This window comes from Burkholderia arboris (assembly GCF_038723655.1).
In the GTDB taxonomy this organism is placed as follows: domain Bacteria; phylum Pseudomonadota; class Gammaproteobacteria; order Burkholderiales; family Burkholderiaceae; genus Burkholderia; species Burkholderia arboris.
Genome location: NZ_CP109822.1, coordinates 1,222,317 through 1,234,306, shown reverse-complemented (window position 1 = coordinate 1,234,306; position 11,990 = coordinate 1,222,317). Strand labels below are relative to the sequence as shown.

Annotated in this window: 11 protein-coding genes; 7 read left to right on the top strand and 4 right to left on the bottom strand. The window is 66.6% G+C overall.

The genetic code is table 11. The features are described from left to right. The first annotated feature begins 120 nt into the window (after nucleotides 1-120). Nucleotides 121-525, top strand: a complete 405-nt coding sequence (locus OHZ10_RS22915; RefSeq protein ID WP_059237403.1) for a DUF2471 family protein — start codon at nucleotides 121-123, stop codon at nucleotides 523-525. A 192-nt stretch (nucleotides 526-717) separates the two neighbouring features. Here the strand turns inward: OHZ10_RS22915 and OHZ10_RS22910 are convergent, their stop codons facing one another. Continuing rightward, nucleotides 718-2,751: an NADPH-dependent 2,4-dienoyl-CoA reductase gene (locus OHZ10_RS22910; RefSeq protein WP_059237404.1), complete on the bottom strand. Its 2,034-nt coding sequence runs from the start codon at nucleotides 2,749-2,751 to the stop codon at nucleotides 718-720. Between the two features lie 75 nt (nucleotides 2,752-2,826). Between OHZ10_RS22910 and OHZ10_RS22905 the strand changes: the two genes are divergently transcribed. Next, a complete protein-coding gene (locus tag OHZ10_RS22905; protein WP_342705847.1) occupies nucleotides 2,827-3,909 on the top strand; it encodes an AraC family transcriptional regulator in 1,083 nt (360 codons plus the stop codon). 24 nt (nucleotides 3,910-3,933) lie between these two features. Here the strand turns inward: OHZ10_RS22905 and OHZ10_RS22900 are convergent, their stop codons facing one another. From OHZ10_RS22900 to OHZ10_RS22890, 3 genes are all read right to left on the bottom strand, one after another. Then, complete coding sequence (locus tag OHZ10_RS22900) at nucleotides 3,934-4,383, bottom strand: aconitase X swivel domain-containing protein (RefSeq protein WP_059237406.1); 450 nt, start codon at nucleotides 4,381-4,383, stop codon at nucleotides 3,934-3,936. Beyond that, nucleotides 4,376-5,623, bottom strand: a complete 1,248-nt coding sequence (locus OHZ10_RS22895) for an aconitase X (RefSeq protein WP_342705846.1) — start codon at nucleotides 5,621-5,623, stop codon at nucleotides 4,376-4,378. Before OHZ10_RS22895 ends, OHZ10_RS22900 begins: the two co-directional genes overlap by 8 nt. A gap of 173 nt (nucleotides 5,624-5,796) precedes the next feature. Then, entirely contained in the window at nucleotides 5,797-6,225 is a 429-nt protein-coding gene (locus OHZ10_RS22890) for a MarR family winged helix-turn-helix transcriptional regulator (protein ID WP_059237408.1), read from the bottom strand. Nucleotides 6,226-6,318: 93 nt separating this feature from the next. Between OHZ10_RS22890 and OHZ10_RS22885 the strand changes: the two genes are divergently transcribed. From OHZ10_RS22885 to OHZ10_RS22865, 5 genes are all read left to right on the top strand, one after another. Continuing rightward, a complete protein-coding gene (locus OHZ10_RS22885) occupies nucleotides 6,319-7,239 on the top strand; it encodes a LysR family transcriptional regulator (protein ID WP_342705845.1) in 921 nt (306 codons plus the stop codon). A gap of 81 nt (nucleotides 7,240-7,320) precedes the next feature. After that, nucleotides 7,321-7,752 carry a MarR family winged helix-turn-helix transcriptional regulator gene (locus OHZ10_RS22880; RefSeq protein WP_342705844.1) on the top strand — a complete coding sequence of 144 codons (432 nt, stop codon included), beginning with the start codon at nucleotides 7,321-7,323 and terminating at the stop codon, nucleotides 7,750-7,752. A gap of 64 nt (nucleotides 7,753-7,816) precedes the next feature. Then, nucleotides 7,817-8,911 (top strand): HlyD family secretion protein, encoded by a 1,095-nt coding sequence (locus OHZ10_RS22875; RefSeq protein ID WP_059237411.1) that lies wholly within the window; start codon nucleotides 7,817-7,819, stop codon nucleotides 8,909-8,911. Between the two features lie 13 nt (nucleotides 8,912-8,924). Further along, the gene (locus OHZ10_RS22870) at nucleotides 8,925-10,499 is read left to right on the top strand and encodes a DHA2 family efflux MFS transporter permease subunit (RefSeq protein ID WP_342705843.1); all 1,575 of its coding nucleotides are present in this window, start codon (nucleotides 8,925-8,927) and stop codon (nucleotides 10,497-10,499) included. A 16-nt stretch (nucleotides 10,500-10,515) separates the two neighbouring features. Next, nucleotides 10,516-11,952, top strand: a complete 1,437-nt coding sequence (locus OHZ10_RS22865) for an efflux transporter outer membrane subunit (RefSeq protein WP_342705842.1) — start codon at nucleotides 10,516-10,518, stop codon at nucleotides 11,950-11,952. The last annotated feature ends 38 nt before the right edge of the window (nucleotides 11,953-11,990 follow it).

Genomic DNA, 11,990 nt, shown 5'->3' with positions numbered 1-11,990 from the left:
CACGAAATCCTTCATTCGGGGCTTGAAACCCCGCCAAACACTGTATATATTTACAGTGCTTTTGCACCATTTGACCCGAATTCCGTCATCCACAGACGAACGGACTTTTGTGAGGCGACCATGTTCCAGGCATCCGCATTCGATCCCGAGCAACCCGGCTTCAATCCCGTCCACTTCGAGCGCGCCGCGCAGCGGGCGGTCGTCGATTTGCAGCGTGTCGCGGGCGGCCCCGCGCAACGGGCGCTCGGCCTGCGGCGCCGCACCCATCCTGCGGCCGTCCGCACGATGAGCTGGCAGGCGCTGCTGAACGTCGAAGAGCTGGCATTCTCGAATGCCGGTTTCCTGAACCGCAACGATCCGGCCGTCGTCGACGCGTTCATCCGGCTGCGCGACAGCCGGCTGGTCGCCGCGGACGTCGAGGAACCGGTCGACTGGCGCCGCGACGATGACGACCTGCCGGCCATCTACCTGATCGTCAAGGCGATGCTCGACGCGGAAGAGGAAGAACGGGCCGAAGCGGCCTGACGCGTCATGACCGTTCGCGGTCACGATCTGCCGGAGCCGCGCCGCCACGTTGCGTGGTGACGCGGTCGGCGCTGCCGTTCATGGCGGCCCTGCGTCAGCAAATCGGCGCGCCGGACGGCAGCCGCAAACCGTCGCGCAGGCGGCTCTCCGCCGCGCGACGTCCGTCCAGGCGACCGTCAAAGCCGTCGCCCGTTACAGCCTTGCCGCCAGCCGTGAGCCCTGATCGATCGCGCGCTTCGCATCGAGTTCGGCGGCCAGTTCCGCGCCGCCGATCAGATGCACCGAGCGCCCGGCCGCCTGCAGCGGCGCGAGCAATGCGCGCTGCGGCTCCTGCCCCGTGCAGAGCACGATCGTGTCGGCTTCGATCAGCTCGTGGTCGGTGCGCTGCTCGCCGTACGACACGTGCAACCCGCGCGCGTCGATCCGCTCGTAGTTCACGCCACCGACCATCTTCACCTGCTTCATCTTCAGCGTCGCGCGGTGAATCCAGCCGGTCGTCTTGCCGAGCCCCTTGCCGAGCGGCGCGGCCTTGCGCTGCAGCAGCGTCACTTCACGCGCGGGCGCCGAGACCTGCGCACGCGTCACGCCGCCGCGCGTCGCGGCCGGGTCGGTCACGCCCCACTCGGCCTTCCATTCTTCCAGATCGAGCGCCGGCGATTCGCCGTCCTGCACCAGATACTCGGCGACATCGAAGCCGATCCCGCCCGCGCCGACCACCGCGACCCGCCGTCCGACCGGCTGCTTGCCCGCGAGCACGTCGATATAGCTGAGCACGTTCGGCCCGTCCTGCCCCGGAATCTTCGGATCGCGCGGCGCGACGCCCGTTGCGAGCACGATCTCGTCGTAACCGCCCGCGATCAGGTCGCTCGCATCGACGCGGCGGTTCAGGTGCAGGTTCACGCCGGTCAGCTCGACCTGGCGGCCGAAGTAGCTCAGCGCTTCATGAAACTCTTCCTTGCCCGGCACCTGCTTCGCCATGTTGAACTGGCCGCCGATCTCCGCTGCGCCGTCGAACAGGTCGACGTGATGGCCACGCTGCGCGAGCACGGTCGAGCATGCGAGCCCGGCCGGCCCCGCGCCGACCACCGCGATGCGTTTCGGCTGCTGCACGGGCGTGTATTTCAGCTCCGTCTCGTGGCACGCGCGCGGATTCAGCAGGCACGACGCGATCTTGTTCTTGAACGCGTGATCGAGACACGCCTGGTTGCAGCCGATGCAGGTGTTGATCTCGTCGGCGCGGCCTTGCGCGGCCTTGACGACGAATTCGGCATCCGCGAGCAGCGGGCGCGCCATCGACACCATGTCCGCGCAGCCATCCGCGAGAATCTGCTCGGCCACTTCCGGCCGGTTGATCCGGTTGGTCGTCACGAGCGGAATGCCGACCTCGCCCTTCATCTTCTTCGTCACCCACGCGAACGCACCGCGCGGCACCGACGTCGCGATCGTCGGCACACGCGCCTCATGCCAGCCGATCCCCGTGTTGATGATCGTCGCGCCCGCGCGCTCGACGGCCTTCGCGAGCTGCACGGTTTCGTTCCAGTCGCTGCCGTCCGGAATCAGGTCGAGCATCGACAGCCGGTAGATCAGGATGAAATCGCGGCCGACCGCTTCGCGCGTGCGCTCGATGATCTCGATCGGCAGACGAATGCGGTTCTCGTACGAGCCGCCCCACTGGTCGGTGCGCTTGTTCGTATGCATCGAGATGAACTGGTTGATCAGGTAGCCCTCGGAGCCCATGATCTCGACGCCGTCGTAACCGGCTTCGCGCGCGAGCTTCGCGCAACGCACGAACGCGCGGATCTGCCGCTCGACGCCGCGCGCGCTCAGCTCATGCGGCGCGAACGGCGAGATCGGCGACTTGATCTTCGACGGCGCAACCGCGAACGGGTGATAACCATAGCGGCCCGTATGCAGGATCTGCAGCGCGATCTTGCCGTCCTCCGCATGCACGGCGTCCGTGATCTCGCGATGCCGGCGCGCGGCGGCCGACGTCATCAGCGTGCCGCCGAACGGCTTGGTCCAGCCGGCCACGTTCGGCGCGAAGCCGCCCGTCACGATCAGGCCGACGCCGCCACGCGCGCGCTCGGCGAAATATTCGGCGAGGCGCGGCAGCGTCTTGCGGCTGTCTTCGAGGCCCGTGTGCATCGAGCCCATCAGCACGCGGTTCTTCAGCGTCGTGAAACCGAGATCGAGCGGCGCGAGCAGGTGGGGAAAGGAGGTTGTCATGATGAATCAGCCCAGAGTCGATGCCTGCCATCGTAGGCGCGCGCCGCCTTGAGCGTGAGGGGGCAAACAGCCATAATGCTTGTCATTTCCGGCCAAAACGACATGACCTCCCTTCTCGCCAAAGACCGCCTCGGGCTGCGCCGGCCGACGATTCCGGTTGCCTATACGCGCCTGCTGCTGCAGGCGCTGAGCGCACGCGGTGTCGACCTGGCCGCCGTGCGCGCCGGCACCGGCTTGCGCGATGCGGTGCTGGCCGAACCGGACGCACGCGTCGCGCCGTCGCAATGGGGGCGGCTCGTGCTCAATGCGATCGAGATCGGCGGCGATCCGGGCATCGGGCTCGCGTTCGGGCTGCTGTTGAAACCGACCGTGCACGGCTTTCTCGGCTACGCGACGCTGACCGCGCGGGACATCCGCGAAGCGCTGTCGGTCACGCAGCGCTACTTCCGGATGCGCAATCGCCAGTACCGGCTGACCTATGCGGAAGACGAACGCGGCGCGACGCTCGAACTGCACGGCGTGCAGGCAAGCCCCGTGCTGCAGCATCACGTGATGTTCGAATTCGTGCTGACGGGGCTCGCGCAGAACATCTCGCAATGGGCCGGGCGCGCGTCGCCGCCGATCAAGCTGCAGTTCGCGTGGCCGGAGCCTGCGTATTTCGCGCGCTATCGCGACCAGTTGCCGCCGGTCGAATTCGGCTGCACGGCGAACGCGCTGTGGATCGCGCGCGACGTGCTCGACTGGCCGCTGCCGCTCGCCGACGAAGTCGCGCACCGGCAGGCACTCGTGCAGGTCGAGCGCGAATATGCGCAGGTGCGCCAGGAGGAAGGGGATCTCGTCGAACGCGTGCGCGCGGAGCTGGCGCGCGCGGCAGGCGAATACCCGGGGCCGGAAATGCTCGCCGATGCCTTGCTCGTATCGACGCGCACGCTGCGGCGCCGGCTGGAGGAAGCCGGGTCGAGCTATCGGCAGTTGCTCGACGAAGCACGGTTTCGCGACGCGAAGCAGTTGCTCGCCGCGTCGGATCTGGACTTGAAGACGATCGCCGAGCGCTTGCAGTTCACCGACCCGGCGAATTTCACGCGCGCGTTCCGGCGCTGGGCCGGGCAGACACCGAGTGCGTACCGGGAAGCGGCTGCGGACGCGGCACGCGAGTAAAGCGGAACACTCACATGCGATTCATCAGCCACCAACGGTAATCCGCGCGCCGCCCTCCCCCTCACCCGCCTCGATCCGCACATCGCCCGTCGCGGCGACGATCGCGTCGTACACGTCGTCGCTCACGCACACCACCGGCACCGCGATCGCATACAGCTCGGCGGCCACGATCGCGCCGATCGAGATGATCAGGTCGCGTTCCTTCAGCACGATCCCGACCGGCCCCGTGCCGTTGCGCACGGCTTCCGCGAGCACGCTGCTGCTCGAACTCGAGCCCTTCGCATGCGGCATCACCATCACCTTGCCGGCGAGGCTCGCCCCGGCCTGCGGATGGCCGCGATCGACGATCCTGCCCGCGCCCGAGTCGTAGCCGCCCCAGAAGCTGAGCGGCTTGTCGAGCACGAACGGGCGTGCGCATGCGCTGCCCGGCACGAGCGTGTCGCCCGTCAATTGCTTGCCCGTCGCTTCAGTCATCGAATCGCACCTTTCCTTCGTACGCCGACCGCACGCATTCGCGCATGCTGCCGTATGCCACCGTCACGCCGATGTTCGCGGGCGCATACGACGCCCATTTCCCCGAGTTGGTCATCACCAGCCCCGACAGTTGCTTCATCACCGGCGTGATGTACGTGCAGGTGTCGACGACGATCTGGATGCCGCGCGCGGCGAACTTGCCAGCGAGGCCGGCTTCCTCCAGTTCCCACAGGATGAAGCGGCTCGTGTTCACGTAGAAATCGCAGGCCGGCTTGCCGTCGAACGCGTCGAGCAACGTGTCGAGCGTGCGGAATTCGGCGAGCGAGAAATGCGGCGTGCCGAGCGCCACCGCGACGAGTGCGTCGCCCGCCGCGCCGTGGTTCAGCGTGCGGCGAATCTCGTCGAGATCGGCCATCGTGACGTCGACCGTGCGTTGCGCCGATTTCCCGTGCAACGCGGCGCCGAGCGTCGGCGCCTCGGGCGTCACGCCCACTGCATGGAACAGCGCGACGGCGCCGCTCGATGCGGCGGCCGCGCCGAGCGCCTTGAGTTCGTCTTCGGTGGTGTCCGCCGGCAGCCCGACGATCGCCGGCACGACCGCGCCCGCGATCTTGCCGACAGCCAAGCCGAGCGCGGCGAAGTAAATGTCGCGCGACGGCAGGCGGGTGAAATCCGGCGCGTTGAATACGATCCGCGCCGCGCGGTTCGCTTCGACATGCAGCCCCGCATGCGGTGCGCGCCCGGTGATCGCGGCGGCCAGATCGAGAAAATCGCCGTACCGGCTCGTGCGCGCGCCGAGCACCGAGTTCGCGAACACGATCGCATTCGATTCCGCCCACGCGATCTGCTCGCCCTTCGCGGGACGGTTCTTCAGTTGATACGGCGCGCACGTGAAGCTCGATTCGCAGCCGAGTTGCAGATGCGCGTCCATCAGGCGCTGCGCATCGCGCTGGATCGTGCGATCACCGTGGTACAGCTCGGGATGGATCAGGTCGAGCGACCCGACGTTCAGCGTGGTCGGCACCGCGACCTTCGCGCCGGTGTCGACGAAATACTCGACGAAGTCGAGGCTCGTCTGGCCGTGGTACAGACAGCCGTCGATATGGGCAGACGTAATGTCGATCAGGTGCGGCGCGGACATCACCTGCGCCGTACGCGCGACGATCCGCATCGCGCGCGCGACGCCATCGCCGAAATCCCCGCGCAACATCGCGTCGTCGCGGTCACTCAACTGCAGCATCGGTTGCTCCTCGTGACTCGGGCGGCGGCGCCGGCCCGTGAAATCCGTCAGAGGACTCTACAACTGGAAATAAAAACTGTCCAGATCGACGTCAATCCGGACAGTTTAAAGACCAATTCCCATCACGAGAGACCACCACGATGACCAATGGCTCGAATTCGGCTCCAGTTCGTCTAGCGTTCAGCGGTCAGGTTGAACAGCTCGCCGCGCAACGCCTTCGCACGCTCGCTGCCGAACTGCGTCTCAAATTCGTTCTGCGCCGCCTGCCACGCGACCTTCGCTTGCGCGAACGTGCGCTCGCCGAGCTGCGTCAGGTGCAGCGCATGCGCACGCGCATCGTGTTCGGACGCGGCCGTCTCGACGAAACCGTCGCGCTGCAGCGGCTTCAGCGCGCGCAGCAGCGTCGTGCGGTCCATCACGAGCTTGTCGGCGAGTTCGCTCATCAACAGGCCAGGCCGGTACGTCAGGTTCGCCATGATCGAGAACTGCGCAGGCGTGACGCCGACCGGGGCCAGATGGCGTTCGTACAGTTGCGTGACGAAGCGCGCCGCCTGACGCAGCGCGAGGCAGTGGCACGCTTGGGCAATCGAGGTGTCGTTCATGTTCGGCAATTTATATGTGCATATGCATAAAGTCAATGTACACTCCGCCGTAACCCGAGGCCGGCGGCCGGCCCGCGCGTCAAGGAGACGGACATGGACTACATCGACAAGCTGCGGATTTTCCGGTCGGTGGTGGAGATGCGCAGCTTCACGCGCGCCGCCGACATGCACGGCCTCGCGCGGCCCGTCGTGTCGCGCGCGGTCGCCGATCTGGAGGCGCGCTTCGGCAGCCGGCTGCTGCACCGGACCACGCGCCAGGTGTCGCTGACCGAAACGGCCGAGCGCATCTACGAACGCTGCGCGGCCGTGCTCGACGAACTCGATGCGCTCGAAGTCGAAGCGCAGACGCACACCCGCGAACCTGAAGGCCTGCTGCGCCTCGTCGCGCATACGACGGCCGCGCTGAACCGGCTCGTGCCGCTGATCGCCGGCTTCAAGAGCGCGCATCCGAAGGTGCGCCTCGACGTCACGCTCACCGAGCGCCCGGTCGATCTCGTCGGCGAAGGCTACGACATCGGCATCGTCGTGCCGTACATGCTGACGAGCGAATCGACCGTCGTGCGGCTGGTCGATCGCATTCCGGTCGTGATCGTCGCGACGCCCGCGTACCTGCGCGAACATGCGCGCCCCGAAACGCCGGCCGACCTCGCGGATCATGCGTTCGTGCCGCTGACGCCGTCGCTGCGCCGGCCCGCGCTGTCGTTCCGCGTCGACGGCGACCTGCTCACCGTGCCGTTCCGCTTCGACATCTCGTCGAACAGCCCCGTCTTCAACCGCGAAATGGTGATGCACGACTTCGGCATCGGCGTCGTCCCGAAAGCGCTCGTCCAGGCCGAACTCGCGTCGGGCGCGCTCGTGCAGTTGCTGGCGGATGCCGACCTCGTCGACGCGTTCGTCGAAATCAAGCTCGCCTACGCGAACCGCGTGCTGCTCCCCGCGAAAGTGAAAGCCTTCATCGACTACACGGCCGCCTATTGCGACCGCGAAGGCTGGATCGTCCCGGCGGCCGCCTGATGGCGATTGGTACAGCCACGACACCAATCTGATCCTGCCCCGCCCATCGATTCGCGGCTGCCTGCGCCCTAACATGTGCACATGCACAAGATCACCCTCACCGACGACGATTGCTTTGCGGTCCGGCAAGCCGCCCGCCGGATCTCGCAATTCTACGAGCGCTATCTGTCGCAGGCGGGCGTGACGCCGTCGCAGTACAGCATTCTCGCGCTGCTGCGCGACCGGCCGGGCCTGACGATGGTGGCACTGTCGAGCGTACTGGTGATCGAACGCACCGCGCTGCTGCGCGCGCTCAAGCCGCTCGTCGGCGCGGCGCTGGTGATGGGCCGGATCGAACCGCCGCACCGCCGCCAGACCTTCGCGCTGACCGCGCACGGCGAAACGAAGGTCGCCGACGCGCACGTGCACTGGCTCGCCGCGCAGGAAGCGTTCGAGCGGCGCTTCGGGCCGACGCAGGCGGCCCGCCTCAGAGACGAACTGTTCCGGATCACGCACAACCTGCCGGAACGCTAGCCCCTTCCCCGATCGACGCGACGTCGCCGATCGTTTTGATAAGTGCATATACATAGGTGAATCGATGGAAACGACCCAAGCCGCTGCCGCATCGCGCGAAGCAGCCACAACCGAGCGGCCCGCGAAGCAGCAGCGCCGCGTGCCGTGGATGCGCATCGCGGTAGGCGTCACCGTCGTCGTCGTGGCCGCGGCCGTGCTCGACTGGCTGTTCGTGCTGCGCTTCCAGGAGAGCACCGACGATGCGTATGTCGGCGGCGACGTGACGGTGCTCGCGCCGAAGGTCAACGGCTTCGTCGACAGGATTCTCGTGACCGACAACCAGCGCGTGAAAGCCGGCGACGTGCTCGTGCAGCTCGATGCGCGCGACTACGACGCGAAGCTCGCCCAGGCAACCGCCGAAGTCGACAGCGCGCGCTCCGCCGTGACCGAACTCGAAGCGAAGCAGCAACTGCAATTCGCGGTGATCGGCCAGCACGCGGCGGACAAGAACGCATCGTCGGCCGAACTCACGCGCGCCGCGTCGGACCGCGTGCGCTACCGCGAACTCGTCAAATCCGACGCCGTGTCGAACCAGATCGTCGAGCGCGCGGACGCCGATTACTCGAAAGCCGGTGCGGCCGTCGAACGCAGCGACGCCGCACTGCTCGCATCGAAGCGACAGCTCGACGTGCTCGGTGCGCAGCTCGCCGATGCACAGGCCCGCGTGAACACCGCGCTCGCCGCGCAGCGCGTCGCGGCGCTCAACGTCGAATACACGACGATCCGCTCGCCGGTCGACGGTTACGTCGGCAACCGCACGGGCCGCGTCGGGATGCTCGCGAACGTCGGCGTGCCGCTGCTGACGGTCGTGCCGGCCTCCGGGCTGTGGATCGACGCGAACTTCAAGGAAGACCAGTTGCGCAAGATGCGCGCGGGCGATCGCGTCGACGTCGCGCTCGACGCGTCGAGCACGCGGCTGCACGGCCGCGTCGACAGCGTCGCGCCCGCGACCGGCGCAACCTTCAGCGTGCTGCCGCCCGAGAACGCGACCGGCAACTTCACGAAGATCGTCCAGCGCGTGCCCGTGCGCGTGCATCTCGATCCGCAACCCGGTATCGAACACGTGCTGCGCCCCGGCCTGTCGGCGGTCGTGACCGTGCATACCGACCACGCGAACTGAGCGGGAGACGACGATGACCACCGCGTTTTCCGGCGACCCCGCGTCGCAACCGACCAGACAGCGCGTGTTCGCGTTCGCGCTGATGTGCGTCGGCTTCTTCATGGCGACGCTCGACATCCAGATCGTCGCATCGTCGCTGCGCGACATCGGCGGCGGGCTTTCCGCGAGCCAGGACGAGCTGTCGTGGGTGCAGACCGCCTACCTGATCGCCGAGATCATCGTGATCCCGATGTCGGGCTGGCTGTCGAAGGTGATGTCGACGCGCTGGCTGTTCGTCGCGTCGGCCGTCGGCTTCACGATCACCAGCATGCTCTGCGGGCTCGCGTGGGACATCAACTCGATGATCCTGTTTCGCGGGCTGCAGGGCGCGCTCGGCGCCGCGATGATCCCGACCGTGTTCACCACCGCGTTCGTGCTGTTTCCGGGCAAGCAGCGGCTGATCGCGTCGACGACCATCGGCGCGCTCGCGTCGCTCGCGCCGGCGATCGGGCCCGTGATCGGCGGCTGGATCACCGATCAATGGTCGTGGCACTGGCTGTTCTACCTGAACCTCGTGCCGGGCATCGCGGTGGCTGCGCTCGTGCCGCGTTACGTGCATATCGACGAGCCCGATCTCAGCCTCATCAAGCGCGGCGACTATCTCGGCATCGTGCTGATGTCGGGCTTCCTCGGCTGCCTCGAATACGTGCTCGAAGAAGGCCCGCGCAAGAACTGGTTCGGCGACGATGCGATCGTCATCTGCGCGTGGATCTCCGGCATCTGCGGCTTCCTGTTCCTCGTGCATGCGTTGACCGCCGACGATCCGATCGTCGACCTGCGTGCCCTCGCCGTGCGCAACTTCGGAATCGGCAGCCTGCTGTCGTTCGTGACCGGCATCGGGATCTTCGTGACCGTGTTTCTCACGCCGCTGTTTCTCGCGCAGGTGCGTGCGTTCAGCTCGTTGCAAATTGGCATGGCGCTGCTGTCGGTCGGCGCGTTCCAGTTGCTCGCGCTCTGTGCGTATGCGTTCGCCGCGCGCTACTTCAGCATGCGGGCGCTGCTCGTGTTCGGGTTGATCTGTTTCGGCCTCGGCTGCTACCTGTACACGCCGATCACGCACGACTGGGGCTGGCAGGAACTGCTGCTGCCGCAGGCGTTGCGCGGCATCGGCCAGCAATTCAGCGTGCCGCCGATCGTGACGATGGCGCTCGGCTCGCTGCCGCAGTCGCGGCTGAAATCGGCGAGCGGGTTGTTCAACCTGATGCGCAACCTCGGCGGTGCGATCGGCATCGCGGTGAGCGCGACGATGCTCAACGACCGGCTGAATTCTCACTACCTGCGCTTGAACGAGCACGTGAGCGCCGGGGAACCGCAGATCGCGTCGCTGCTCGATCGGCAAGCTGCGTACTGGGGCTCTGTTGCCGGCAATACGCTGAATACCGCGCAGGCCGGGCTCGCGAACCTGCATCGGCTGATTTATCGCGAAGCACTGACGCTCACTTATGCCGATGCGTATTACGCGCTGTCGCTGTGCTTCGTCGTCGCGCTGCTTGCCGTCGCGTTTTCCAAACCCATTACGTTGAACGCGCCGCCGCCGGACGCGCACTGAGGCCAAGGTCATCATCATGAAAAAGCTACTTCTCGCGCTGGCTGTCAGTGCATTCGCCGCAGGGTGTGCAGTGCAGCCCGCGCAGCATCCGGCGCTGAACGAATCCGTTCAGACGCTCGCACCCACTGCGTGGGACACCGACGTGCCGCGCGCGGACATCGACGCCGTCGCATGGTGGGCGCAATTCCACGACCCCGTGCTCGACAAGCTGATCGCGACCGTGCTCGACGGCAACCTCGATCTGCAGGCAGCGGCCGAACGCGTGAAGCAGGCGCAGGCGCTGACCGTGCAGAAACGCGCGGTGCTGCTGCCCGAACTCGATGCGACCGCGCATGCGGCCGACGCGCGGCAGAATACGCCGCCGCCGCTCGGGTATGTGCGGCAGGCTGGCGCGGGGCTCGCGTTGAGCTGGTCGCCCGATGTGTTCGGCGGCGAACGGCTCGATTTGCTTGCCGCTCAGGCGGAACTCGTCGGGCAAAAGCATGCGGAAGATGCGATGCGGCTCGCGCTCGCGGCCGATGCGGCATCCGCGTATGTCGATCTGCGCTGGGCGCAGCAGGAACTGAAGATCCTGCAGGACAACACGAAGATTCGACAGCATGCGCTCGAACTCACGCGCAAGCGGCAAGCGTTCGGGCTGTCCACCGAGCTTGACGTCACACGTGCGCAGAACCAGCTCGATGCGCTCGAAGCGCGGATTCCGCCGACGCAAGCGCAGATCTCGCATCAGCTCAATCTGATTGCCGTGTACTCGGGGCGCACGCCGGAATCGGTCGATCGGCTCGTGTTGGCGCAGGCCGGGGAGATTCCGGCGCCGCCGGTTGGTGCGCCGGGAACGCTGCCGTCGCAGGCGCTGTTGCGGCGGCCGGACGTGCTGACGGCTTATGCTCAAGTTGAACGGCGTGCGGCGCAAGTGGGCGTGGCGAAGGCCGAGCGGTATCCGAAGTTTTCGTTGAACCTGACGGACGGGATTCTCGCTGCGTCTTATCTCGGGTTGCCGACGTTGACCGATAACCTGTTCAGCGCGGCGTTGAGTGCGACGAGCCCGATCTTCAACGCAGGGCGGATTACCGCGGATATCTCGCAGAGCGAAAGCCGGATGCGCGAGTCGGAACTCGGGTTACGGCAGACGATGTTGCAAGCGTTGCGGGAAGTCGAAGACTCGCGAGCGAATCTCGTCAGTTCGGATGAGGCTGCGCGGAAGCTGGGTAGCGCGCTTTCTGCGTCGGACAAGGCGCTTGGGTTGGCAAATCAGCTCTACAAGGGTGGTGCGACGGATTTTCTGGATGTGCTGTCGGCGCAGGAGGTGTATCTGCGGGATTCGGATTCGCTCAATCAGGTCAAGCGCGAGCATGCGCTGGCGGCGGTGGCGTTGTACCGGTCGCTTGGGGGTGGGTGGAGCAGGAATGAGACGGCGGGTGGGCCGGAAGTGGAGGCTGTGGCGGAGAATTGAGCGCCGGGTTGTGCAGGGTTAGTCGGTCGTCGAATGAT